The sequence below is a fragment of the Streptomyces sp. XD-27 genome (assembly GCF_030553055.1).
Classification (GTDB): Bacteria; Actinomycetota; Actinomycetes; order Streptomycetales; family Streptomycetaceae; genus Streptomyces.
This window is the reverse complement of the sequence record NZ_CP130713.1, coordinates 4,762,182-4,786,909: the sequence shown is the minus strand read 5'-3', so window position 1 is coordinate 4,786,909 and position 24,728 is coordinate 4,762,182. Positions and strand designations below refer to the sequence as shown.

At 69.6% G+C, this 24,728-nt stretch carries 20 protein-coding genes and 2 tRNA genes; 7 read left to right on the top strand and 15 right to left on the bottom strand.

Going from position 1 to position 24,728, the window contains the following annotated elements; translation table 11 throughout:
• The first annotated feature begins 144 nt into the window (after positions 1-144).
• From Q3Y56_RS20690 to Q3Y56_RS20680, 3 genes are all read left to right on the top strand, one after another.
• Positions 145-882 carry a Crp/Fnr family transcriptional regulator gene (locus tag Q3Y56_RS20690; protein WP_304463362.1) on the top strand — a complete coding sequence of 246 codons (738 nt, stop codon included), beginning with the start codon at positions 145-147 and terminating at the stop codon, positions 880-882.
• A gap of 127 nt (positions 883-1,009) precedes the next feature.
• Positions 1,010-1,810, top strand: a complete 801-nt coding sequence (locus tag Q3Y56_RS20685) for a hypothetical protein (protein ID WP_304463361.1) — start codon at positions 1,010-1,012, stop codon at positions 1,808-1,810.
• Positions 1,807-4,017 carry a hypothetical protein gene (locus tag Q3Y56_RS20680; RefSeq protein ID WP_304463360.1) on the top strand — a complete coding sequence of 737 codons (2,211 nt, stop codon included), beginning with the start codon at positions 1,807-1,809 and terminating at the stop codon, positions 4,015-4,017. Before Q3Y56_RS20685 ends, Q3Y56_RS20680 begins: the two co-directional genes overlap by 4 nt.
• 297 nt (positions 4,018-4,314) lie before the next feature.
• Here the strand turns inward: Q3Y56_RS20680 and Q3Y56_RS20675 are convergent, their stop codons facing one another.
• The gene (locus Q3Y56_RS20675) at positions 4,315-4,929 is read right to left on the bottom strand and encodes a hypothetical protein (protein ID WP_304463359.1); all 615 of its coding nucleotides are present in this window, start codon (positions 4,927-4,929) and stop codon (positions 4,315-4,317) included.
• A gap of 496 nt (positions 4,930-5,425) precedes the next feature.
• On the opposite strand from Q3Y56_RS20675, the gene Q3Y56_RS20670 reads away from it, so the two are divergent.
• Positions 5,426-5,950: a Pycsar system effector family protein gene (locus Q3Y56_RS20670; protein WP_304463358.1), complete on the top strand. Its 525-nt coding sequence runs from the start codon at positions 5,426-5,428 to the stop codon at positions 5,948-5,950.
• 25 nt (positions 5,951-5,975) lie between these two features.
• A complete protein-coding gene (locus tag Q3Y56_RS20665; RefSeq protein ID WP_369696770.1) occupies positions 5,976-7,100 on the top strand; it encodes a M48 family metalloprotease in 1,125 nt (374 codons plus the stop codon).
• Between the two features lie 71 nt (positions 7,101-7,171).
• Here the strand turns inward: Q3Y56_RS20665 and Q3Y56_RS20660 are convergent, their stop codons facing one another.
• From Q3Y56_RS20660 to Q3Y56_RS20620, 9 genes are all read right to left on the bottom strand, one after another.
• The gene (locus tag Q3Y56_RS20660) at positions 7,172-11,083 is read right to left on the bottom strand and encodes a DNA-directed RNA polymerase subunit beta' (protein WP_304463357.1); all 3,912 of its coding nucleotides are present in this window, start codon (positions 11,081-11,083) and stop codon (positions 7,172-7,174) included.
• Between the two features lie 122 nt (positions 11,084-11,205).
• Entirely contained in the window at positions 11,206-14,691 is a 3,486-nt protein-coding gene (gene rpoB, locus Q3Y56_RS20655) for a DNA-directed RNA polymerase subunit beta (protein ID WP_304463356.1), read from the bottom strand.
• Positions 14,692-15,232: 541 nt separating this feature from the next.
• Positions 15,233-15,622: a 50S ribosomal protein L7/L12 gene (gene rplL, locus Q3Y56_RS20650; protein ID WP_304463355.1), complete on the bottom strand. Its 390-nt coding sequence runs from the start codon at positions 15,620-15,622 to the stop codon at positions 15,233-15,235.
• Between the two features lie 111 nt (positions 15,623-15,733).
• Entirely contained in the window at positions 15,734-16,264 is a 531-nt protein-coding gene (gene rplJ, locus Q3Y56_RS20645) for a 50S ribosomal protein L10 (protein ID WP_304463354.1), read from the bottom strand.
• A gap of 362 nt (positions 16,265-16,626) precedes the next feature.
• On the bottom strand, positions 16,627-17,343 hold the full coding sequence (gene rplA, locus Q3Y56_RS20640; RefSeq protein ID WP_304463353.1) for a 50S ribosomal protein L1: 717 nt from the start codon (positions 17,341-17,343) through the stop codon (positions 16,627-16,629).
• 78 nt (positions 17,344-17,421) lie between these two features.
• Complete coding sequence (gene rplK / locus Q3Y56_RS20635; protein ID WP_030412999.1) at positions 17,422-17,856, bottom strand: 50S ribosomal protein L11; 435 nt, start codon at positions 17,854-17,856, stop codon at positions 17,422-17,424.
• Positions 17,857-18,003: 147 nt separating this feature from the next.
• The gene (gene nusG, locus Q3Y56_RS20630) at positions 18,004-18,876 is read right to left on the bottom strand and encodes a transcription termination/antitermination protein NusG (RefSeq protein WP_304463352.1); all 873 of its coding nucleotides are present in this window, start codon (positions 18,874-18,876) and stop codon (positions 18,004-18,006) included.
• Between the two features lie 82 nt (positions 18,877-18,958).
• Complete coding sequence (gene secE / locus Q3Y56_RS20625) at positions 18,959-19,249, bottom strand: preprotein translocase subunit SecE (RefSeq protein WP_304463351.1); 291 nt, start codon at positions 19,247-19,249, stop codon at positions 18,959-18,961.
• A 103-nt stretch (positions 19,250-19,352) separates the two neighbouring features.
• Positions 19,353-19,425 (bottom strand) — tRNA-Trp (locus tag Q3Y56_RS20620).
• Positions 19,426-19,630: 205 nt separating this feature from the next.
• Here Q3Y56_RS20620 and Q3Y56_RS20615 point away from each other — a divergent pair.
• Both Q3Y56_RS20615 and Q3Y56_RS20610 read left to right on the top strand, forming a co-directional pair.
• Complete coding sequence (locus Q3Y56_RS20615) at positions 19,631-20,866, top strand: pyridoxal phosphate-dependent aminotransferase (RefSeq protein ID WP_304463350.1); 1,236 nt, start codon at positions 19,631-19,633, stop codon at positions 20,864-20,866.
• A 201-nt stretch (positions 20,867-21,067) separates the two neighbouring features.
• Complete coding sequence (locus Q3Y56_RS20610; protein WP_304463349.1) at positions 21,068-22,144, top strand: adenosine deaminase; 1,077 nt, start codon at positions 21,068-21,070, stop codon at positions 22,142-22,144.
• A 57-nt stretch (positions 22,145-22,201) separates the two neighbouring features.
• Here Q3Y56_RS20610 and Q3Y56_RS20605 read toward each other — a convergent pair whose 3' ends face one another.
• The 5 genes from Q3Y56_RS20605 to Q3Y56_RS20585 all read right to left on the bottom strand — a co-directional run bounded on the left by Q3Y56_RS20605 (position 22,202) and on the right by Q3Y56_RS20585 (position 24,710).
• Positions 22,202-23,257: a UDP-N-acetylmuramate dehydrogenase gene (locus tag Q3Y56_RS20605; protein WP_304463348.1), complete on the bottom strand. Its 1,056-nt coding sequence runs from the start codon at positions 23,255-23,257 to the stop codon at positions 22,202-22,204.
• Positions 23,258-23,348: 91 nt separating this feature from the next.
• Positions 23,349-23,783 carry a MaoC family dehydratase gene (locus tag Q3Y56_RS20600; protein ID WP_304463347.1) on the bottom strand — a complete coding sequence of 145 codons (435 nt, stop codon included), beginning with the start codon at positions 23,781-23,783 and terminating at the stop codon, positions 23,349-23,351.
• A gap of 7 nt (positions 23,784-23,790) precedes the next feature.
• A complete protein-coding gene (locus tag Q3Y56_RS20595) occupies positions 23,791-24,243 on the bottom strand; it encodes a MaoC family dehydratase N-terminal domain-containing protein (protein WP_304463346.1) in 453 nt (150 codons plus the stop codon).
• 145 nt (positions 24,244-24,388) lie between these two features.
• Positions 24,389-24,553 (bottom strand): 50S ribosomal protein L33, encoded by a 165-nt coding sequence (gene rpmG, locus Q3Y56_RS20590; protein WP_087927546.1) that lies wholly within the window; start codon positions 24,551-24,553, stop codon positions 24,389-24,391.
• A gap of 84 nt (positions 24,554-24,637) precedes the next feature.
• Positions 24,638-24,710 (bottom strand) — tRNA-Met (locus Q3Y56_RS20585).
• Positions 24,711-24,728: the final 18 nt, after the last annotated feature.

Below are 24,728 nucleotides of genomic sequence, written 5' to 3'. Positions count from 1 at the left end.
CGGTCAAAACAAAAGCCACGCACCGCGACATGCCGATCAACGCGGCGGACCAGCGGACATGAGGTGAGGGGAATCCCGCCGTTCGCCACCTGCCGCAACCGTGTGCACAGTACATTGGCGCCCGCTGTGACGATGGGGGGCGGCATGAGGGCGGCGGCGCACTGGGAAGACAACGGGGGTCTGGGCGACCAGGTCCCCTTCCTCGCCCGTCTGGAGAGCGCCGACCGCGAGGCCCTGCTCGCGCTCGGCCGCGAACTGAGCTTCGCGTCCCGCGCACCGCTCATCCACCAGAACGAGCCCTCCACCCACGTCCTGCTGATCCTGCACGGCTGGACCAAGGTGACCGCCGCGGCGGCCAACGGTTACCAGGCGCTGCTCGCGCTCCGTGGCCCCGGCGACATCGTCGGTGAGTCCGCCGCACTGACCGGGCAGCCGCGCTCGGCCACGGTCACCGCGCTCGAGCCGCTGCGCGCCAGGGCCGTCGAGCATGAACGGTTCCGCGAGTACCTCACCCGCTCCCCCGCCGTCGCCCTCAAGCTGCTCGCGCTCAGCGCCGACCGCACGCGCGCAGCCGACCAGCGCCGGCTGGAGTTCGCGTCGCTGACTGTCCGGGAGCGGTTCGCCGTGCTGCTCCTGGACCTGGCCCGTACCCATGGACGCCGTGCGGAGCAGGGGATCGAACTCGCCGTACCGCTGAGCAAGCAGGAACTCGCGGGAGCGGTCGGGGCATCCCGGGAGATGGTGCAGCGGCTGCTGAAAGAGCTGCGGGAGCGCGAGGCCGTCGCCACCGGGCGCCGCGCCCTGGTGATCGTCCGGCCGGGTGTGCTGCGCCGGATCGCGCGGGCGGAGCTTCCGGGACACCCCGAGCCGCCCGGTGCCTGACGGCACCCGCCCGCATCCCCTGAGTGTGTGCACACCGTCACAGTTCCACTGCGTCATCCGCCCTCACCACCGATGGCTCTCCATCGCCACGCTGTTTCCCGTACGACACTCCAGCGAGAGGCACGTCATGACCGACCCCGTCAGCCGCACCATCCTGCTGCTCGACATCGAGAAGTTCAGCGACCGGGACGACGTCGAGCAGGCGTACTTACGCCGGATGCTCTACGACCTGGTGGACCGCGCCCTGGAAAGCGCCGAGATCGACGAGACCCAGTGCCTGCGCGCCGACCGCGGCGACGCGGTCATGGTGCTGATCGACGCCAACGCCTCGATGACGGCGCTGCTGCGCACCCTGATCGGCGAGGTCCCGGCGCGGCTGCGGGCCGTGAACCGGATGGCGTCCAGCTCGGCCCAGATGCGGCTGCGCGCGGTCCTCGCGACGGGCTATGTCGCGGTCGACGAGCACGACGGGTGGGTCGGTTCGGACCTCAACCACGCCTGCCGGCTGCTCGACGCCGGACTGCTGCGGGCCGCACTGCGGGAGCGTACGGACGACGTCGCGCTCTGCGTCTCGGAGCCGGTGTACGCGGGGATCGTGCGGCACAACCACACCGGTATCCCGGCCGAGGAGTTCCACGCCGTCACGGTGGACAGCAAGAACGGACCGCTGGGGGCATGGCTGTACGGGCCCTTACCGGCCCCGTGCGGCGGGGAGGCGGAGGCGGCCGCGAGTCCGGCGGCCGCCGGACCGGCCGACGCCCCGGCACCTCCCGCGGCTCCGGGGCGCACGGTCCTCGACTTCCGCGGGGCGGAGGTGCACATCGGCGGCGGCCTCCTCATGGGGGACAACCACGGGATCTCCACCGGCCAGGTCACGGGGGACATCCACTTCGGGAACGACGCCTCCGGCCGGGCTGAGCGCCGATGACCGCGGAGACTCCGGCAGCCGGCGGTCCCCAGCAGCCCGCACCGGCCGCGGGCGAACCCGACCAGCCCGGCAACGGCGCCGACGCCCCCGGCGCCGAGGAGCAGGCGGCCGACGAGCCCGACAAGCCGCAGCAGGCGTGGGCCGCCCGGAGGGAGCTGGCGGACCACTCCCCCAGGACCATGCGGTTCGGATCCGGTGCCCGGGTCGGCGGCGGCCTGATCGGCGGCGACAACCGCGGGGTCAGCGCCGGCCGGGTGGCCGGTGACGTGGTCATGGATGGCAAGACGGAGATCTACTACCAGTTCGGCAGCCCGGCGGCCCACTCCTCCGGCGAGATCCCCCGGGAGCGGCTGGACCGGCTGTCCCAGCTGTTCGTCAGCGAGGGGACCGGCTTCGAGGCGCTGGTCGAGCGGCTGCGCAAGGAGCGGGTGCTGGTCCTCTCGGGCCCACGGCACTCCGGCCGCGGCACCGCCGCGCTCATGCTGCTGCGCGCACTGGATGTCGCCTCCGTGCACGCACTCGATCGCGATGTCTCCCCCACGGCGCTGGCCGGGCAGCTCGACGGCGGCGGAGAACACGCGGGAGCGCGGGGATACATCCTGCGCGATCCGCTCGTCCGCCGGGACCGGCCGCTGCGGGACACCGACCTGCTGGCTGCCCGGGACCGCCTCGCCGAGGGTGACGGTCTGGTGATCACCGTGGGACCGGACGCCGCGCTGGAGGGCATCCGCGGCCACGCATGGCGGCCCCCGGCCGCCGCGCTCGTGCTGGAGTCCAGCCTGCGGGACCTGGTCGGCGCCGAGCGGACGGAGCAGCTCCTCACCCGGCCCGAGGTCACGGAGTTCCTGGACCGCGGGCATCAGCTGCGCGAGGCCGCCCAGTACGCCATCGCGCTCGCGGAATACGCCCGCGACCGGACCGGCGAGGCAGAGATCGCGCGCTTCTCGCTGACCGCGCTCGAAGGGCAGGTCCAGGAGTGGTTCGCAGCCGCCGAAAGCTCCGTGCACCTGCGCGACAAGGCCTTCCTCGTCGCGCTGGCCGCCTTCGACGGCGGCCCGTACGCGCTCACGGCGGAGCTGAGCGACGTGCTGTACGCCTTTCTGCAGCGCACCGAGGACCCTGCCCGCCTGCCGACCGTCCCGGTCTTCGGCACCCACATCGGCAAGCGGCTCGAACTCTCCCGAGCCAAGCTGTACGAGGAGCAGGAGCAGACCGAATGGGGACCGGTCACCCAGCTCAAGGCCGCCTACCGGGATGACCGGTCCGCCCCCGTGCTGCTGCGGGAGGTCTGGACAGGCCACCCGTCGGCCAGGCCCGCGCTGGTGCGCTGGCTGCAGCAGCTCGCGGGCGACGGCCGGCCGTTGGTCCGTACCCGCGCGGCCGCGACCGCCGCCGTCCTCGCCTACACCGACCTGCCATCGGCCATGGCCCTGGTCATCGAGCCATGGGCGACCTCGAAACGCTACCGGCACCGCCTCGTCGCCGTGAGCGCCCTCACCCTCGCCCACCTGCTCCAGACCCCGAACGTGCCGCGCATCATCGACGACTGGTGCGGGGGCGAGGACGCGGAGCTGTGCTGGGTGGCGATCCGCGCCCACGGCCTGATCGGCACCGAACGGCCGGTGGAGACGCTCGCAGCGCTGCGTAAGACCGTCCGCAACCAGCACGCGGACAACCGAGAAGCGGACGGCCGGGAGCCTGACGAAACGCTGCTCGACGAAGCCGCCGCCTCCGTCGAGCTGTTGCTGCTCTCCTCCGTCGGTGACCAGGTCCTCGCCGAGCTGCTGCGGACCCTGGACGACGGACCGCCGGTGCGCGCACTCGCCCTCAGCGGCTTCGTCAGCGCCTGCCGGCGGACCGAGCGGGATGAACCGTGCCCCCTGGTGCTCGGCTGGTACGCCCGTGCCGCTGCGGAGCACACCCCCGCGGCCCAGGGCATCGCCGCCCTGTGGCGCGCCGCCCTCGCCGACCTCGGCCACACCCAGGACGCGCTCGACGTCCTGCGCCAGTGGGTGCTGATCGCGGACCACGACACCGCGACCGAATGGGCCCTGGCCGCGCTGCTGCCGATGCTCGTCACCTCCGTACCCGAACACCAGCGCCTGGACCACCTGCTGCGCACCATGCCCGGCGAGGACGGCGCCCAGCCGCCGCCCGTCGCGGGCCGGCTGCGAACCGTACTGCCCACGCCTCCCCAGCACCGCTGAGTACCGCCAAGGAGACCTTGCGACATGCCCGACCTCCGTCGCCCGCCCGAGTGGGAGCAACCCGCCGACCGGCACACCGAGCTGAGAGACCCCGTGCTCACCGTGCGGCAGCTGGCCCGGTTCGAATTCACCCGCAAGCCGCTGACCCGGATCGATCACGCCCTGGTCTTCGCCACCCCCAAGGGCTCGTACGACACCTATCTGCCGCCGCTGCGGCCGACCCGCGCGGAAAGCGCCGCCAAGCGCTACTCCGCGGTGTATGAGGTCGACATGGGCGTCCACCCCGTCCGGGGCGCGTCAACGCTGCCCAGCGACAACGACGCCTTCGAGTTCAGGGTCGCCGTCGACCTCTCCTGGCAGGTCGCCGACCCCGCGCTCTTCGTCTCCAGCGGCCACCGGGACGTGCCGCGGCTGCTGTTCGCCGAGTTGGAGCAGGCGGCCAGGCCGGTGGCCCGCCGGTTCGCCATCGCCGAGAGCGCCGCCGCCGAACAGGAGGTCCTGGCGGCCGTGGCCGGGCAGGGCCCGCTGGGCGCCGCGGCCGGCCTCAAGGTCTCCTGGACCGTACGGCTGCGCCGGGACCAGGAGAACATCGACCACCAGCAGCGACTGCAGGCGATCGACCACAGCGCCACCGAGCAGATCCTCACGCAGCAACGCGGCATGGACATCGACGTCGAGCTGGACCGGCGCGCCCGCCGGCAGGACGCGTTGACCGTCGGGCGCGCGCGGGAATACGGCCGGCAGGAGCACGAACTGGCGCTCCAGCAGCAGCAGTGGCAGCACGAGCAGGCCATGCTGCACAGCCGCTATCAGCTGGAGTTGCAGCGGTACGAGGCCCAGAAGATCGACTTCTACCAGCAGCACCTGGAGCAAGGCGGGGTGCGGGCGTGGGCGCTGCACCTCGCTCAGCACCCCGAGGACACCGCGCTGGTGATGAACAGCATGCGCGAGGACCAACTCCGGCTGCTCCAGGACCAGAAGGACCTGGTCGGCCAGCTACTCGGTGGCAATCTCGCGGAGGACTACGAGCTGGAAGTACCCAAGCAGCTGGCGCTGCGCACCTTCGTCGACATCCTCAACCGGCGGCTCCCGGGGGTGCCGCAGCGGGAGGACACGCCGCCCGTGCCGCAGAATCCGCCGCAGGCGACGCCCACGGTCCCGGCCCCGGCGGCCCAGGAGGCGGTCGAGCCCACGCAGCCCGTACCGCCGCCGCCCGTACCGCCGACGGCGCCTGCGCCATCCGCGCCTCCGGTCGGGACCTTCACCGACTGGCAGCCGCCGGCAGGGTACGGCAGTACCCCCGTCATGCCCGGCCCCCGCCCGCCGCAACACAGGAATCGGCAGCTCAGGACTGCGAACCGCAGGGCGCCGACAGCGTGGACGACAGCGGACAACAGGACGGCGCCCGGTGACCGCCACCGGTCCGGCCGCACCAGCGGCCGCCCCTGGCACCGAGGCCGCGGCCCGGCTCCTCGCCGAACTGCGTTCGGAGATCGCCCGGGCGGACAGCAAGGCGAACACACTGGTCGCCGCAATCGGTACGACCACGGGCGTGATCACGGGACTGCTGGCCGGGCGCGACTGGGAACCCAGCACCTTGTCCGCCCCCGGTACGGCCGTGTGGTGGACCGGCTCCGCCGCACTCGCCACGGGGCTGCTGTCCCTGCTCATGGTCGTGCTGCCGCGCTACCGCAGCAGCACCTGGGCTCCAGGCGCACCACTCACCTATTTCGGCGACATCCAACGCGCCGTCCAGCGAGACGAGTTGGCTCAGGCACTGGCCGAGACCGAGCGGGATCCGGCCGCCTCGCTCATGGCGGCACTCGCAGAGAACAGCCGTATCGCCGCTCGTAAGCACCACTGGGTACGGGCCGGGCTGATCGCGTTCAGTGCGGGCGCGGTGCTGCTTCCTGCTTCCCTGCTCGTCGGCTGACGTCTTCACACCGCAAAGGATCACCATGTCGCAGCCATCCGAACCCCAGTACCCAGGCCCGGCACCCCAGCCTCCGCAATACGCGCGGGCCGGTGCCGTACCGGAGCCGCGGTACCCACAGCCGCCCTCTCCCCCGCCCCCGCCGCCCCAGGCAGAGCCGCCGGTCCAGCCGCCTCGGTTCGCCCCCGACGACCTCGACTACCAGAACGCCCCCGGCACCCGGCTGCACTTCACGGCCCGCCAGCGCGGCGCGGACGTCACCACGCTGGGCACACTGGCTCTGCTCCTCCCCGGCTTCCTGCTCAGCCTGCTGGTGGTCGTGCTCGTCAGCCTGCTCCTGGACGCCTGGCTCGGCCTCCCGTACTGGCTCCCGACGATCGCCTGGGTCCTCTCCGGCGCCCTCGTCTTTCATCGCCCCACCGAGGACTTACTCGCCCGCTATCTGCTGCGGCTGCACCGCCCGCTGCCCCATGAGCGCGACCGCCTGGAACCTGTCTGGCGGGAGGTGACGGCACGCGCGGGTGTCGACGGGCGGCAGTACGAGCTGTGGATCGAGGACAGTCACGATCTCAACGCGTACGCTGCGGCCGGACACATCGTCGGGGTCACGCGGTTCGCTCTGGAGCGGCTGCCGAGTGCCCAGCTGGCCGCCGTACTCGCCCATGAACTCGGCCACCACACCGGCGGCCACGCCTGGTCGTCCCTGCTGGAGTACTGGTACTCGCTGCCCGGCCGGGTCGCCTGGCGCCTGATACGCGCGGTGATCACCCTCGCGGTCGCTTTCACCAGATACTTCTCCTTCCTGGCTGCCGCCGCCCTGGTGTGCGCCGTCGGGGTCATCACCTTCCTCACGATCACCGTGCTCTACGGGCTGCCGCTGGTCCTCCTCGCCATCCCGTACCTGATGGCCGCTCTCGCTCGCCGCGCCGAGCTGCGCGCCGACCGGCACGCAGCCGCGCTCGGCTTCGCACCGATGCTGGCGGAGGTGCTGTACGCCATGCACACCACCGAGACCCAGGCCCGCCGCCAAGCCGCAGTCGCCGGCAAGCCCCTGGCTGTGCCCGGTCCGCTGGCCCGTCTGCTGGCCACGCACCCCGACTACCCGACCCGGCTGCACCGGCTCCAGCCCTACCTCCGGCCGCAGCGCTGACACATCTGCGCAAGGCCCCGGAAATGCCGAAGGGCGGCCCCCCAGCAGGGGGCCGCCCTTCACTCAGCTACTCACTGGTTGTACGGACCGTAGTCGTAGTCCTCCAGCGGCACCGCCTGGCCGGAGCCGGTGCCGAACGGCGAGTAGTCGATGTCGTCGTAGCCCACGGCCGAGTACATCGCGGCCTTGGCCTCCTCGGTCGGCTCGACCCGGATGTTGCGGTAGCGGGACAGGCCCGTACCGGCCGGGATGAGCTTACCGATGATGACGTTCTCCTTGAGGCCGATCAGGGAGTCCGACTTGGCGTTGATCGCCGCGTCGGTGAGCACCCGGGTCGTCTCCTGGAAGGACGCCGCCGACAGCCACGACTCGGTCGCCAGCGAGGCCTTGGTGATACCCATCAGCTGCGGACGGCCGGAGGCGGGGTGACCGCCCTCGGTGACCACACGACGGTTCTCGGACTCGAAGCGCGAGCGCTCCACGAGCTCGCCCGGCAGCAGCTCCGCGTCGCCGGACTCGATGATCGTCACCCGGCGCAGCATCTGCCGGATGATGATCTCGATGTGCTTGTCGTGGATCGACACACCCTGCGAGTTGTAGACCTTCTGGACCTCGCCGACCAGGTGCACCTGGACGGCGCGCTGGCCGAGGATGCGCAGCACGTCGTGCGGGTTGGTGGCACCCACGGTCAGCGCCTGGCCGACCTCGACGTGGTCGCCCTCGCCCACCAGCAGACGGGCACGCTTCGAGACGCCGAAGGAGGTCTCGTCGGAGCCGTCGTCCGGGGTGACGACGATCTTCTTGGTCTTCTCGGTCTCCTCGATCCGGACGCGGCCGGCCGCCTCCGAGATCGGGGCGACACCCTTGGGCGTACGGGCCTCGAAGAGCTCGACGACACGCGGCAGACCCTGGGTGATGTCGTCACCGGCCACACCACCGGTGTGGAAGGTACGCATCGTCAGCTGGGTACCGGGCTCACCGATGGACTGGGCGGCGATGATGCCGACCGCCTCACCGATGTCGACCAGCTTGCCGGTGGCCAGCGAGCGGCCGTAGCACATGGCGCAGGTGCCGACGGCGGACTCGCAGGTGAGGACCGAGCGGGTCTTGACCGTCTCCACGCCGTGCCGGACCAGCTCGTCGATGAGCACGTCGCCCAGGTCGGTACCGGCCGGGGCCAGCACCTTGCCGTCGACGACGATCTCCTCGGCGAGGCAGCGCGCGTACACGCTGGTCTCGACGTCGTCCGCCTTGCGCAGCACGCCGTCCGCGCCCTTGGCCGCGATCGCCAGCTTGAGGCCGCGCTCGGTGCCGCAGTCCTCCTCGCGGATGATCACGTCCTGCGAGACGTCGACCAGACGACGGGTCAGGTAACCCGAGTCGGCGGTACGCAGAGCGGTGTCGGCGAGACCCTTACGGGCACCGTGGGTGGAGATGAAGTACTCCAGCACGGTCAGACCCTCGCGGAACGATGCCTTGATGGGCCGCGGGATGGTCTCGTTCTTCGCGTTCGACACCAGACCACGCATACCGGCGATCTGCCGCATCTGCATCATGTTTCCTCGGGCACCCGAGTCAACCATCATGAAGATGGGGTTCGTCTTGGGGAAGTTCGCGTTCATCGCCTCGGCGACCTCGTTGGTCGCCTTGGTCCAGATCGCGATGAGCTCCTGCGTGCGCTCGTCCTTGGTGATCAGACCGCGCTCGTACTGCTTCTGGACCTTCTCGTCCTGCGCCTCGTAGCCCGCGACGATGGCCTTCTTGGCCTCGGGGACGACGATGTCGGAGACCGCGACGGTGACACCGGACCGGGTGGCCCAGTGGAAACCGGCCGCCTTCAGGTTGTCCAGGGTCGCCGCGACGATGACCTTCGGGTAGCGCTCGGCGAGGTCGTTGACGATCTCGGAGAGCTGCTTCTTGCCCACCGAGTAGTCGACGAACGGGTAGTCCTCGGGCAGCAGCTCGTTGAAGAGCGCCCGGCCCAGGGTCGTACGGAGCCGGAAGCTGTCACCCGGCTGCCAGGCGCCCACGCCGAACTCGTCGGCCTCGTCGGCCGCCGGCGGGGTCCAGCCGCGCGGCGGGACCGTGCCGACCGGGAAGCGGACGTCGATCTTCGCCTGGAGCGACAGCTCGCGGGCGTCGAACGCCATGATCGCCTCGGCGGTCGAGCCGAAGGAACGGCCCTCGCCCTTGACCTCGCGCTGCTCCTCGTCGGTGGTGAGGAAGAACAGGCCCAGCACCATGTCCTGGGTCGGCATGGTCACCGGACGGCCGTCGGCCGGCTTGAGGATGTTGTTCGAGGACAGCATCAGGATGCGGGCCTCGGCCTGCGCCTCCGCGGACAGCGGCAGGTGCACGGCCATCTGGTCACCGTCGAAGTCCGCGTTGAACGCGGTGCAGACGAGCGGGTGGATCTGGATGGCCTTGCCCTCGACCAGCTGCGGCTCGAAGGCCTGGATGCCCAGACGGTGCAGGGTCGGCGCACGGTTCAGCAGCACCGGGTGCTCGGCGATGACCTCTTCGAGGACGTCGTACACGACGGTGCGGCCGCGCTCGACCATGCGCTTGGCCGACTTGATGTTCTGCGCGTGGTTGAGGTCCACCAGGCGCTTCATCACGAACGGCTTGAAGAGCTCCAGCGCCATGGCCTTGGGCAGACCGCACTGGTGCAGCTTCAGCTGCGGGCCGACGACGATGACGGAACGCGCCGAGTAGTCGACTCGCTTACCGAGCAGGTTCTGACGGAAGCGACCCTGCTTGCCCTTGAGCATGTCGGACAGCGACTTCAGCGGACGGTTGCCGGGGCCCGTGACCGGGCGACCACGACGGCCGTTGTCGAAGAGCGCGTCCACGGCCTCCTGGAGCATGCGCTTCTCGTTGTTCACGATGATCTCGGGCGCACCGAGGTCGAGAAGCCGCTTCAGGCGGTTGTTGCGGTTGATGACACGGCGGTACAGGTCGTTCAGGTCGGAGGTCGCGAAGCGGCCACCGTCCAGCTGCACCATCGGACGCAGGTCCGGCGGGATCACCGGGATGCAGTCCAGCACCATGCCGTTGGGGCTGTTGCGGGTCTGCAGGAACGCGGAGACGACCTTGAGGCGCTTGAGCGCACGGGTCTTCTTCTGGCCCTTGCCGGTCCGGATGATCTCGCGGAGCTTCTCCGCCTCCTCATCCAGGTCGAAGGACTCCAGGCGCTTCTGCAGCGCGGCGGCGCCCATGCCGCCCATGAAGTACGTGCCGAAGCGGTCGCGCAGCTCGCGGTAGAGCAGCTCGTCGCCCTCCAGGTCCTGGACCTTGAGGTTCTTGAAGCGGTTCCACACCTCGTCGAGCCGGTCGATCTCGCGCTGCGCGCGGTCGCGCAGCTGCTTCATCTCACGCTCGGCGCCCTCGCGCACCTTGCGGCGTACATCGGCCTTGGCGCCCTCGGCCTCCAGCTCGGCCAGGTCGGCCTCGAGCTTCTTGGCGCGGGACTCCAGGTCGGCGTCGCGGCGCTGCTCGATCTGCTGACGCTCGACGGAGACGTGGGCCTCCAGCGAGGGCAGGTCGCGCGTACGGCGCTCGTCGTCCACCCACGTGATCATGTAGGCGGCGAAGTAGATGACCTTCTCCAGGTCCTTCGGGGCGAGGTCGAGCAGGTAGCCCAGCCGCGACGGAACGCCCTTGAAGTACCAGATGTGGGTCACGGGAGCGGCCAGCTCGATGTGGCCCATCCGCTCACGACGCACCTTGGCGCGGGTGACCTCGACGCCGCAGCGCTCGCAGATGATGCCCTTGAAGCGGACACGCTTGTACTTACCGCAGTAGCACTCCCAGTCCCGGGTCGGACCGAAGATCTTCTCGCAGAAGAGTCCGTCCTTTTCGGGCTTCAGGGTGCGGTAGTTGATCGTCTCCGGCTTCTTCACTTCACCGTGAGACCACTGTCGAATGTCGTCCGCGGTCGCCAGGCCGATCCGCAGCTCGTCGAAGAAGTTGACGTCGAGCACTTGTCGTCAATCCCTCTTTCAGGGGTCGTGCCCCTCGCGTCAGCGAGATGAGGGGCGCTGTGTTGGTCTGATGGGGGTCCGGGGACGGCGGGAACTCCACGAGGGAGCTCCCGCCAGACCCGTCAGACCTCTTCGACGCTGCTCGGCTCGCGCCGGGACAGGTCGATGCCGAGCTCCTCCGCAGCGCGGAAGACGTCCTCGTCGGTGTCACGCATCTCGATGGACATGCCGTCGCTGGACAGCACCTCCACGTTGAGGCACAGGGACTGCATCTCCTTGATGAGCACCTTGAAGGACTCGGGGATGCCGGGCTCCGGGATGTTCTCGCCCTTGACGATCGCCTCGTAGACCTTGACACGGCCGGTGACGTCGTCGGACTTGATGGTCAGCAGCTCCTGGAGGGCGTACGCGGCGCCGTAAGCCTCCAGCGCCCACACCTCCATCTCACCGAAGCGCTGGCCACCGAACTGAGCCTTACCACCCAGCGGCTGCTGGGTGATCATCGAGTACGGGCCGGTGGAGCGGGCGTGCAGCTTGTCGTCCACCAGGTGGTGCAGCTTGAGGATGTACATGTAGCCGACCGAGATCGGGTCCGGGAACGGCTCGCCGGAGCGGCCGTCGAAGAGCCGGGCCTTACCGGAGGGCTGCACCAGCCGGTCGCCGTCGCGGTTCGGGATCGTGGCCTCGAAGAGACCGGCGATCTCGTCCTCGCGCGCACCGTCGAAGACCGGGGTGGCGACGTTGGTGCCGGCGGCGACCTCGTCGGCGCCGATCGCCTGCAGGCGCTGCATCCACTCCTCGCTGCCCTCGACCTTCCAGCCGCGGGAGGCCAGCCAGCCGAGGTGGATCTCCAGGACCTGTCCCGGGTTCATTCGGGACGGGACACCCAGCGGGTTGAGGATGATGTCGACCGGGGTGCCGTCCTCCAGGAACGGCATGTCCTCGACCGGCAGGATCTTGGAGATGACGCCCTTGTTGCCGTGGCGGCCGGCGAGCTTGTCACCGTCGGTGATCTTGCGCTTCTGCGCGACGTAGACGCGGACCAGCTGGTTCACGCCCGGCGGCAGCTCGTCGCCCTCCTCGCGGTCGAAGACGCGGACGCCGATGACCTTGCCGGTCTCGCCGTGCGGCACCTTCAGCGAGGTGTCACGGACCTCACGGGCCTTCTCACCGAAGATCGCGCGCAGCAGGCGCTCCTCCGGGGTCAGCTCGGTCTCACCCTTCGGAGTGACCTTGCCGACCAGGATGTCGCCGGCGATGACCTCGGCGCCGATGCGGATGATGCCGCGCTCGTCGAGGTCGGCCAGGACCTCCTCGGAGACGTTCGGGATGTCCCGGGTGATCTCCTCGGGGCCGAGCTTGGTGTCGCGGGCGTCGACCTCGTGCTCCTCGATGTGGATCGAGGAGAGGACGTCGTCCTGCACCAGGCGCTGGCTGAGGATGATCGCGTCCTCGTAGTTGTGGCCCTCCCACGGCATGAACGCCACCAGGAGGTTCTTGCCGAGCGCCATCTCACCCTTGTCGGTGGACGGACCGTCGGCGAGCACCTGGCCCTCGACGACCCGCGCGCCCTCGTCCACGACGACCTTCTGGTTGAAGGAGGTGCCCTGGTTCGAGCGGGAGAACTTGGCCACCCGGTAGGTGGTGTACGTGCCGTCGTCGTTGGCCACCGTCACGTAGTCGGCGGAGACCTCCTGGACGACACCGTCCTTCTCGGCCTTGATGACGTCGCCGGCGTCGACCGCGCAGCGGTACTCCATGCCGGTGCCGACCAGCGGCGCCTCGGCCTTGATCAGCGGCACGGCCTGGCGCATCATGTTCGATCCCATGAGCGCGCGGTTGGCGTCGTCGTGCTCGAGGAACGGGATCATGGCGGTCGCGACCGACACCATCTGGCGCGGCGAGACGTCCATGTAGTCCACGTCGGCGGGCGCCACGTAGTCGATCTCACCGCCGCGGCGGCGGACCAGGACGCGGGCCTCCTCGAACCGGTTGTCGTCGGTCAGCGGGGCGTTGGCCTGCGCGATGACGAAGCGGTCCTCCTCATCGGCGGTGAGGAAGTGCACCGTCTCGGTGACGACGCCGTTCTCGTCGACCTTGCGGTACGGGGTCTCGACGAAGCCGAAGGCGTTGACCCGGCCGTACGAGGCGAGCGAGCCGATCAGACCGATGTTCGGGCCTTCCGGCGTCTCGATCGGGCACATGCGGCCGTAGTGCGAGGGGTGCACGTCACGGACCTCGAAGCCCGCCCGCTCACGGGAGAGACCACCCGGGCCCAGCGCCGACAGACGGCGCTTGTGGGTCAGACCCGACAGCGGGTTGGTCTGGTCCATGAACTGGGACAGCTGGCTGGTGCCGAAGAACTCCTTGATGGAGGCGACGACCGGCCGGATGTTGATCAGGGTCTGCGGCGTGATCGCCTCGACGTCCTGGGTGGTCATCCGCTCACGGACGACGCGCTCCATACGGGCCAGACCCGTGCGGACCTGGTTCTGGATGAGCTCGCCGACGTTGCGCAGGCGGCGGTTGCCGAAGTGGTCGATGTCGTCGGTCTCGACGACGATCGAGGAGCCGTTCTCGCCGACCGTCTCGGTCTCGCCCGCGTGCAGCTTGACCAGGTACTTGATCGTCGCGATGACGTCATCCGTGGTCAGCACACCGGCGTCGAGCGGAGCGTCCGCACCCAGCTTCTTGTTGACCTTGTAGCGGCCGACCTTGGCCAGGTCGTAGCGCTTGGGGTTGAAGTACAGGTTCTCCAGCAGCGTCTGCGCGGCCTCGCGGGTCGGCGGCTCGCCCGGACGCAGCTTGCGGTAGATGTCGAGCAGCGCGTCGTCCTGGCCCTGGGTGTGGTCCTTCTCCAGGGTGGCGCGCATCGACTCGTACTCGCCGAACTCCTCGAGGATCTGCTCGGTGGTCCAGCCGAGCGCCTTGAGCAGGACGGTGACGGACTGCTTGCGCTTGCGGTCGATACGGACACCGACCATGTCGCGCTTGTCGACCTCCATCTCCAGCCAGGCACCCCGGGACGGGATGATCTTGGCGGAGAAGATGTCCTTGTCGGAGGTCTTGTCGATCTGGCTGTCGAAGTAGACACCCGGCGAGCGCACAAGCTGCGAGACCACGACACGCTCGGTGCCGTTGATGCAGAACGTGCCCTTGTTCGTCATGAGCGGGAAGTCGCCCATGAAGACCGTCTGGGACTTGATCTCACCGGTCTCGTTGTTGGTGAACTCCGCGGTGACGAAGAGCGGCGCGGCGTACGTGAAGTCGCGCTCCTTGCACTCGTCGATGGAGTTCTTCGGCGGCTCGAAACGGTGGTCGCGGAAGGTCAGCGACATCGACCCGGAGAAGTCCTCGATCGGGGAGATCTCCTCGAAGATCTCCTCCAGTCCGGACTTGGTGGGGACGTCCTGACCACTGTCCAGCGCAGCCTCGACGCGAGCCTTCCAGGCGGCATTGCCGAGCAGCCAATCGAAGCTCTCGGTCTGCAGCGCGAGGAGGTTCGGAACCTCGAGAGGTTCCTTGATCTTCGCAAAGGAGATGCGCAGCGGGGCGGTGCTGGCGCCGTTGTTCGTATTGGCGGTCGAGGCGTTGCGCGAGGCGGCCAAGAGGGGGTCCTTCCGAGGGCTCGGACTCACTACGCGCGTACCGGTCCCATCGCGACCACAGGGAGGGAAATCCCAGGTCAGGGCATTTCAATCGGCTGTGCTCAACGGTGGGCATGCCCCTGGTGACGGGCAGAGGGCAGCTAACAGGCAGCGCAAAGGGTCAGTGTAGCCACTTGGCCCACTGATGTCCAGGGCAGGGTCTTCCAAGACCGGTGCGCTGCTCCCACCTCTTCCTCCGGAAGGTGCATCCCGATACTGCCCACTCCGCCGACGATCCATGCCTCGAACCCGGGATCGGTCTGGCGTCGCGTCCTGAGAATTGCGCGCTGCGTGCCGTTCGTCAAGGCCCTCCACTACCGCGAGATCGTCACAGTGGCGCGGTGGCGGGCAACGAAGATCACCATACCTCCCGGCGCCGCGAAGGCAACGCAGCCGTCGCGGGAACGCCGAAGGGCGACCACCCAAACGGGTGATCGCCCTGCGGTTGCCCGCCGTCACCGCAGCTGCGGCCCGGTGGACGTAAGTCAGAGACTTACCGAGGTCACTTGACCTCGACGGAGGCGCCGGCGCCCTTGAGGGCCTCGGCGGCCTTCTCCGCGGCGTCCTTGGCGACCTTCTCGAGGACCGGCTTCGGGGTGCCGTCGACGAGGTCCTTGGCCTCCTTCAGGCCCAGGGAGGTCAGCTCACGCACGACCTTGATGACCTGGATCTTCTTCTCGCCGGCGCCGGTGAGGATGACGTCGAACTCGTCCTTCTCCTCGGCGGCCTCGGCGGCGGCGCCACCAGCGGCACCACCGGCGACGACGACCGGCGCGGCAGCGGCGGCGGTGACGTCGAACTTCTCCTCGAACGCCTTCACGAACTCGGAGAGCTCGATGAGGGTCATCTCCTCGAACTGCGCGAGCAGGTCTTCCTGGCTGAGCTTCGCCATGATGGGCGATCCTTCCACTAATTCGGCTGGTGCCGGAGTTACATGTCGGCGGGCGTACGTTCGGCCCGCTTCGACCGCCGCCTTGCGGCTGCGGTCAATGTGCGAGCCGAATTACTCGGCACCGCCCTGCTCGTCCTGCTTGGCGCGAAGCGCGTCCACGGTGCGGACGAGCTTCGACGGCAGCGCCTGGAAGACAGAGGCAGCCTGGGACTGCTTGCCCTTCATGGCACCGGCCAGCTTGGAGAGCAGAACCTCGCGGGACTCGAGGTCCGCAAGCTTCTTGATCTCATCGGCGGACAGCGCCTTACCGTCAAGGACACCGCCCTTGATGATGAGGTTCGGGTTGTCCTTGGCGAAGTCACGAAGACCCTTCGCCGACTCCACCGGGTCACCGGTGACGAAGGCGACAGCCGTCGGGCCAGCGAAGAGCTGGTCCTCGAGCGTGATCCCGGCCTCGTTGGCCGCAATCTTGGTCAGCGTGTTCTTCACCACGGCGTACTGGGCGTTCTCACCGAGCGAACGACGCAGCGTCTTGAGCTGCGCCACGGTGAGACCCCGGTACTCGGTCAGCACGGCGGCGTTCGAGCTGCGGAACTGCTCCGCGAGCTCGGCTACCGCGGCAGCCTTGTCGGGCCTTGCCATAGAGCGTCGGCCTCCTTCCGGGTGATGAGGACCGCTCAGAAGGGGCTGGGTAAACGAAACGCCCCGGCGCAGGCGCTCGGGGCGTGGCTCGACCAGACGGAATCCTTGACGGAACTGTCCGGGAGCACATCCACAATCACCTGCGCGGGCCGTCCGCGGTTTCAGCGGATCCTTCGGCCGCCGCGCCCTCTCACGAGCACACGGCAACGACCAGCGGTCTTTGGCTTCTGTGGAAGCGTACGCGAACGGTCCGGGGCAGGCAAATCGGCTCTGCCGGGGCGCGCGGGCGGCGCAACACGTCAGGCCCGGAACCTCACAGGGAGGTTCCGGGCCTGACGTCAGACCTGATCAGTCGGTGCGGATCAGACGGCCTCGTCCTCGACCAGCAGGTTGCGGGTGCGGTTGGGGTCGACCGGGATGCCGGGGCCCATCGTGGTGGTGATGGTGGCCTTCTTGACGTACCGGCCCTTGGCGGCCGACGGCTTCAGACGGAGGATCTCGTCCAGCGCGGCGGCGTAGTTCTCCACCAGCTTGGTCTCGTCGAACGAGACCTTGCCGATGATGAAGTGCAGGTTCGAGTGCTTGTCGACGCGGAACTCGATCTTGCCGCCCTTGATGTCCGTGACAGCCTTCGCCACGTCCGGGGTGACCGTGCCGGTCTTCGGGTTCGGCATCAGACCACGCGGACCGAGCACGCGGCCCAGGCGGCCGACCTTGCCCATGAGGTCCGGGGTGGCGACGACGGCGTCGAAGTCCAGACGGCCCTTCGCGACCTCGTCGATCAGTTCGTCGGAGCCGACGATGTCGGCGCCCGCGGCTTCCGCCGCCGCAGCACGGTCACCGGTCGCGAAGACCAGGACCCGGGCGGTCTTGCCGGTGCCGTGCGGAAGGTTGACGGTGCCGCGGACCATCTGGTCGGCCTTGCGCGGGTCGACGCCCAGGCGGAAGGCGACCTCGACGGTGCCGTCGAACTTCGTCGCGGAGGTGTCCTTGGCGATACGGACGGCCTCGAGCGGGGCGTACAGACGCTCCCGGTCGATCTTGGCGTCCGCAGCGCGGAGAGTCTTGCTGCGCTTCACTTCTACTCCTGTGGTGAAAGGCGTGGAGTCGTGGTCCGGGCCGGCGCTGGCCCTGCCACAGAGGTCTTACGGAGGCTGTCAGCCCTCGACCGTGATGCCCATGGAACGGGCGGTGCCGGCGATGATCTTCTCGGCGGCGTCCAGGTCGTTGGCGTTCAGGTCGGGCATCTTGGTGGTGGCGATGTCGCGGACCTGGTCGCGGGTGATCTTGGCGACCTTGGTCTTGTGCGGCTCGCCGGAGCCCTTCTCCACACCCGCGGCCTTGAGGATCAGCTTGGCGGCCGGCGGAGTCTTGGTGACGAAGGTGAAGGAGCGGTCCTCGTAGACCGTGATCTCCACCGGCACGACCATGCCACGCTGCGACTCGGTCGCGGCGTTGTAGGCCTTGCAGAACTCCATGATGTTGACGCCGTGCTGACCCAGCGCGGGGCCGACCGGCGGAGCCGGGTTCGCGGCGCCGGCCTGGATCTGGAGCTTGATCAGCCCCGTGACCTTCTTCTTCTTGGGAGGCATTGCTCTCTCCGGGTCCTAGTGAGAGGTTCTTTGCCTGCGAGCAGGCATACCGCACCACGATAACGGGTATCGCGGCGAGGCCTGAAACCGAGCAGGTCAGGAAGGCGATGACGCCTGCCTGACCTGGCCGGAAGTGCGATGTACGGGCTAGTTCTTCTGGATCTGGTCGAAGCTGAGCTCGACCGGGGTCTCGCGACCGAAGATCTCGACCAGGCCCTTGACCTTCTTCGAGTCCGCGTTGATCTCGTTGATCGTCGCCTGGAGCGTCGCGAACGGGCCGTCGGTGACCGTGACGGAGTCGCCCACCTCGAAGTCCAGCACCTGGACCTCGACCTTGCGGCTCGGCGCCGGCCGGCCCTCGGCCGCGGCGGCCTCCTTGGCGGCCTTCTCCTCGGCCTCCGGGGCGAGCATCTTGACGATCTCGTCCAGGGTCAGCGGGTACGGGTCGTAGGCGTTGCCGACGAAGCCGGTGACGCCCGGCGTGTTGCGCACCACACCCCACGACTCGTTGGTGAGGTCCATGCGCACCAGCACGTAGCCCGGGAGCTTGTTCTGGCGGACGGTGCGGCGGTCGCCGTTCTTGATCTGGACGACCTCTTCCTGGGGCACCTCGGCCTGGAAGATGTAGTCCTCGACGTTCAGCGAGACGGCCCGCTGCTCGAGGTTGGTCTTCACGCGGTTCTCGTAGCCCGCGTAGGTGTGGATGACGTACCACTCGCCCGGGAGGGTGCGGAGCTCCTCGCGCAGGGCCTCGACCGGGTCGACCGCGGCCTCTTCGGCTGCCTCGGCCTCCTCCGCCTCGGCGGACTCGGCGCCCTCCGCGTCCTCGTCGGACGGCTCGGACACGGCCTCGGCCGGCTGCTCCTCGTCCTCCTCGTGGAGGGCGGCTTCCTCGGCCGGGGTGCCCGCCTCGGCGTCGGCAGCCTCGGCCTGGTCCTCGTCGGCCGCCTCGACGATGTCGAGCTCGTCCTCGGCGGACTCGACGGACTCGACGGCGTCGTTCACGTTCGGGTCAGACACGGTGGCTGCTTCTTCCTGGCTTCAACTGAGGGGTGGAACGTGCGGAAGGGGCAGCTCGTCACCGAGCCGCCCTCGCGCGGGATCAGCCGAAGACGTACTTGACGGCCTGACTGAATCCATAGTCAATCACGGTGACGAGACCGATCATGATGACAACAAAGACGATCACCACAGTGGTGTACGTCGTCAACTGGCTGCGTGTGGGCCAGACAACCTTGCGCAGCTCCGCCACGACCTGGCGGTAGAAGAGTGCGAGACGGCCGAACGGCCCCTTCTTCCCGCGCTTCCCTCCGCGACGAGCCTTCTTGGCCGCCACCTCATCGTCGGGACGACCGCTTTCAGGCGTCGCGGTGGAGCCAAGGGCTTCCGTCACTCGTCCTCACCTGAATCCGGGTCGTGGCCGTGCCGCGTCCAGCCCGGCCGCACAGCGGTGCATATTCGTACGCGCGCACGCACCCTGATATCGATGCGTGAAGCAGGGCCGGAGGGACTTGAACCCCCAACCGCCGGTTTTGGAGACCGGTGCTCTACCAATTGAGCTACGACCCTTTGTGACTTCCCCCAACTTACCGCATCCGACCGGCAGCACGGAGTGTGCGAGGCGGGCGGCTCTGTCAGGAGGCCAACGACGGTTGAGTGTACGTGCTGATCGGCCGGGCGTCGAACGTGATGTGTTTCCGACCCGTGAAAGACGTGTCGACCGACCTGTGAAACCCCTGTGCCGGGCCTCCCGCGGGGATGGGACGATGCCCTCATGAGCGCTGCCACTCCTTCTGCCTCCGCCCCCACCGACCGCCGGGTGTCGGCCCGGGTCGGTGCGATCTCCGAATCCGCCACGCTCGCCGTCGACGCCAAGGCCAAGGCCCTCAAGGCCGCCGGGCGACCGGTCATCGGCTTCGGCGCGGGCGAGCCGGACTTCCCGACTCCCGGATACATCGTCGACGCCGCCGTCGAGGCGTGCCGCGACCCGAAGAACCACCGCTACACGCCGGCGGGCGGCCTCCCCGAGCTGAAGGCCGCCATCGCCGCCAAGACGCTGCGCGACTCCGGCTACGAGGTCGACACCTCCCAGATCCTGGTCACCAACGGCGGCAAGCAGGCCATCTACGAGGCGTTCGCCGCGATCCTCGACCCGGGTGACGAGGTCATCGTCCCGGCCCCGTACTGGACCACCTACCCCGAGTCGATCCGGCTCGCGGGCGGCGTGCCCGTGGAGGTCGTCGCCGACGAGACCACCGGCTACCGCGTGTCGGTCGAGCAGCTGGAGGCGGCCCGCACCGAGCGGACCAAGGTCGTGCTGTTCGTCTCGCCGAACAACCCGACCGGCGCGGTCTACACCGAGGCCGAGACCGAGGCGATCGGCCACTGGGCCGTCGAGCACGGCCTGTGGGTGCTCACCGACGAGATCTACGAGCACCTGGTCTACGGCGACGCCGCGGCCGTGTCGCTCCCGGCGCTCTTCCCCGAGCTGCGCGACAAGTGCGTCGTGGTCAACGGCGTGGCGAAGACCTACGCGATGACCGGCTGGCGCGTCGGGTGGATCATCGGCCCGAAGGACGTGGTCAAGGCCGCCACCAACCTCCAGTCGCACGCCACCTCCAACGTCTCCAACGTCGCCCAGCGCGCGGCGATCGCGGCGGTCTCCGGCGAGCTGGACGCGGTCGCGGAGATGCGGACCGCCTTCGACCGGCGCCGCCGCACGATCGTGCGCATGCTGAACGAGATCGCGGGCGTGGAGTGCCCGGAGCCGGAGGGCGCGTTCTACGCGTACCCGTCGGTGAAGGGGCTGCTCGGCAAGGAGATCCGGGGCAAGCGGCCGCAGAGCTCGGTCGAGCTGGCCGAGCTGATCCTGGAGGAGGCCGAGGTCGCGGTGGTGCCGGGCGAGGCGTTCGGTACGCCGGGGTACCTGCGGCTGTCCTACGCGCTCGGGGACGAGGACCTGGTCGAGGGCGTCTCCCGGATCCAGAAGCTGCTGGGCGAGGCGCGGTAGCTCCCTTCGGTCGCCCGGCGGGGGGCCGTGTGTAGGCGCGCCCCGTAGCGCAGGGCCCCGGCCACCGGCCGGGGCCCACGCGTTTCACCGGGTTCCTCCCGCCGGTCCCGCCCGGGAGGGCGGTTCGTATGCGCGCGCGAGGAACCGCCCGTCCAGGGAAAGAGCTACCGGCCCACGGCCCTGATGCGGCAAGATCTGGGAATGTTGCGGTCCCCTGGAAATGCCTCCGTCACCCGAGATCTGCGCCTGCTGCCCAAGGCTCATCTGCATCTGCACTTCACCGGGTCGATGCGGCCCGACACGCTGCTGGAGCTCGCCGACAAGTACGGCGTACACCTGCCGGAGGCGCTGAGCGGCGGCGAGCCGCCCAAGCTGCGCGCCACCGACGAGCGGGGCTGGTTCCGCTTCCAGCGGCTGTACGACATCGCGCGGTCCTGCCTGCGGGAGGCGGAGGACATCCAGCGGCTGGTGCGGGAGGCGGCCGAGGAGGACGCGGCGGACGGCTCCCGGTGGCTGGAGATCCAGGTCGACCCGACCTCGTACGCCCCCCGGCTGGGCGGGCTGATCCCGGCGATGGAGATCATCCTGGACGCGGTGGAGGCCGCCGCGAGGGACACCGGGATCGGGATACGGGTGCTGGTCGCGGCCAACCGGGTGAAGCACCCGCTGGACGCGCGGACACTGGCCCGGCTCGCGGTGCGCTTCCACGACCGCGGCGTCGTCGGCTTCGGGCTCTCCAACGACGAGCGGCGCGGCATGGCCCGCGACTTCGACCGCGCCTTCGCCATCGCCCGCGAGGGGGGTCTGCTGGCCGCCCCGCACGGCGGGGAGCTGTCGGGGCCCAGCAGCGTCCGGGACTGCCTGGACGATCTGGAGGCGTCCCGGGTGGGGCACGGCGTACGGGCCGCCGAGGACCCGCGGCTGCTGCGCAAGCTGGCCGACCGCGGGGTGACCTGCGAGGTGTGCCCGTCGTCCAACGTGGCGCTCGGCGTGTACGAGAAGCCCGCGGACGTGCCGCTGCGCACGCTGTTCGAGGCGGGCGTGCCGATAGCGCTGGGCGCGGACGACCCGCTGCTCTTCGGCTCCCGGCTGGCCGCCCAGTACGAGCTGGCGCGCGAGCACCACGGCTTCACCGACGAGGAGCTGGCCGAGCTGGCCCGGCAGTCGGTCCGCGGATCCGCCGCCCCGGAGGAGGTCCGTGCGGAGCTGCTGGCGGACGTGGACGCGTGGCTGGCGGCGGACGGACACCCGGCGGCCGCCGCCCGGCAGGGAGGGTGACGCCACGCGCCGCCGTCACCGGGCCGCGCCGTTCCCGCCAAGGCGAGCCCGAAGGGCTCAGAGGCTGACGCCGACCGTCACCGGCTCGTTGACCAGGGTGACGCCGAAGACCGACTCCACGCCCGCGACGACCTCCCGGGCCAGCGCGAGCAGGTCCTCGGTGGTGGCCTCGCCGCGGTTGGTCAGGGCGAGGGTGTGCTTGGTGGAGATGCGGGCCGGGCCGGTGCCGTAGCCCTTGGTGAAGCCCGCCTTGTCGATCAGCCAGGCGGCGGAGGTCTTGGTCAGCCCGTCCCCCGCGGGGAAGGCCGGCGCGGTGGCGTCCGGGCCGAGGTGGCCGGCGACCCGCGTGACGAACGCGGCGTACTCGTCCCGGGTCAGGATCGGGTTGGTGAAGAAGGAGCCCGCGGACCAGGTGTCGTGGTCCTCCGGGTCGAGCACCATGCCCTTGCCCGCGCGGAGCCTCAGCACGGTCTCGCGGGCGACCGCCGCCGGTACCCGGTCGCCGGCCTCGACGCCGAGCACGCGCGCGGTCTCCGGGTACCTGATCGGCGCGGACAGCCCGCCCGCGTCCTCCAGCCGGAACCGGACCCGCAGCACGACGTAGCGGTCAGGGGCGGCCTTGAAGCGGCTGTGCCGGTAGGAGAACCCGCAGTCGGCGTTCGGGATCACCACGACCTCGCCGGCCCGGCGGTCGTAGGCGACGACCTCGGTGACGGTGTCGGCCACCTCCTGGCCGTACGCGCCGACGTTCTGGATCGGGGTGGCACCGGCAGAGCCGGGGATGCCGGCCAGGCACTCGATGCCCGCCAGCCCGGCGTCCACCGCGCGGGCCACCGCGTCCGACCAGTTCTCGCCCGCGGCCAGCTCCAGCCGGGTGCCCTCGAGAAGCACCCCGCGGGTGGCGATGCGCAGCGCCGTGCCCTCGAAGCCCTTGTCGGAGATGACGAGGTTGCTGCCGCCGCCGATGACCAGCAGCGGGGTGGCGGATTCGTCGGCCTCGCGCACCGCGGCGATCACCTCGTCGTCGGTGGTCGCCGTGATCAGTCGGGTGGCCGGGCCGCCGAGCCGGAAGGTCGTCAGCGGGGCGAGCGGGGCGTCATGGAGTTCCTGCACGCGCTCAAGAGTACGAGAGGGCGCGGGCGGGGCCGGGATTCGGGCGGGCGTCCGGCCCGGCTCCGGTCACCTGCCCGGCCCGGCGTCCGCGTCAGGCGAGGGCGACGACGGCGCGGGACTGGCCCAGCACCTTCTTGCCCTCGCTGGTCACCGTGAGGTCCACCCGGACCGTACGGGCTTCGTCGTCCAGCTTCGCCGCGACCTTGGCGCTGACCTCGACGACCGCGCCCTTGTCGTCGTTGGGCACCACGACGGGCCGGGTGAAGCGCACGCCGTAGTCCACGACCGCGCCCGGGTCACCGGTCCAGTCGGTCACCACCCGGATCGCCGACGCCATGGTGAACATGCCGTGCGCGATGACGTCCGGCAGACCGACCTCCTTGGCGAACTTCTCGTTCCAGTGGATCGGGTTGAAGTCGCCGGAGGCGCCCGCGTACGCGACGAGTGTGGCGCGGTTCACGGGGAAGGAGCGGGCCGGGAGCTCGGTGCCGACCTCGACGTCGTCGTAGGAGACCTTGGCCGTCATCTGGTAGTCACTCCCCCTCGGCGGCTCGCGCCACCAGCTTCACGTAGGCCGTCACGACGTGCTCGCCGCTCTCGTCGTGCAGGTCGTTGCGGACCAGCAGGACGTCGTTGCCCGCGAGGGTCTTGATGTCCTCGATGGTGGCGGTGACGGCGAGCCGGTCACCGGCGTGGATCGGGCGGGTGTAGACGAACCGCTGGTCTCCGTGGACGACACGGCTGTAGTCCAGACCCAGTTCGGGGTCGTCGACGACCACCCAGGCCACCTTGGTCGTGATCGCGAACGGGAACGTCGGCGGGGCGATCACATCGGGGTGGCCGCACGCCCGGGCCGCCTCCGGGTCGCTGTAGACCGGGTTCGGGTCGCCGATCGCCTCGGCGAATTCGCGGATCTTCTCCCGGCCGACGTCGTAAGACCGGGAGGGCGGGTACGTCCGCCCGATGTACGAATGGTCGAGCGCCATCGGCTCGGCACCTCCTGGGAAACGGGTCCTGCTGTGCGATGAAAGCATGATGTACCGGCCGCGGGCGGCAGGCGGCGCCCAGACCCGAGCCCACAACACCACGAGGCCGCCCCCGGTCGGGGACGGCCTCGTGGATGAGACTGGTTTATCGCGTCTCGCGGTGCGCGGTGTGCGCCTTGCAACGCGGGCAGTGCTTCTTCATCTCAAGACGATCCGGGTCGTTGCGCCGGTTCTTCTTGGTGATGTAGTTCCGCTCCTTGCACTCCACGCAGGCCAGCGTGATCTTCGGGCGGACGTCGGTGGCAGCCACGTGAGTGCTCCTTGACGAACGGATGGGTTAACGCAGAAAAGAGTAGCCGATCGAAGGACCGAGCCCGCAATCGGCTACTGTCAGTAGCGGTGACCGGACTTGAACCGGTGACACAGCGATTATGAGCCGCTTGCTCTACCGACTGAGCTACACCGCTGCGATGCGATCTGATCCC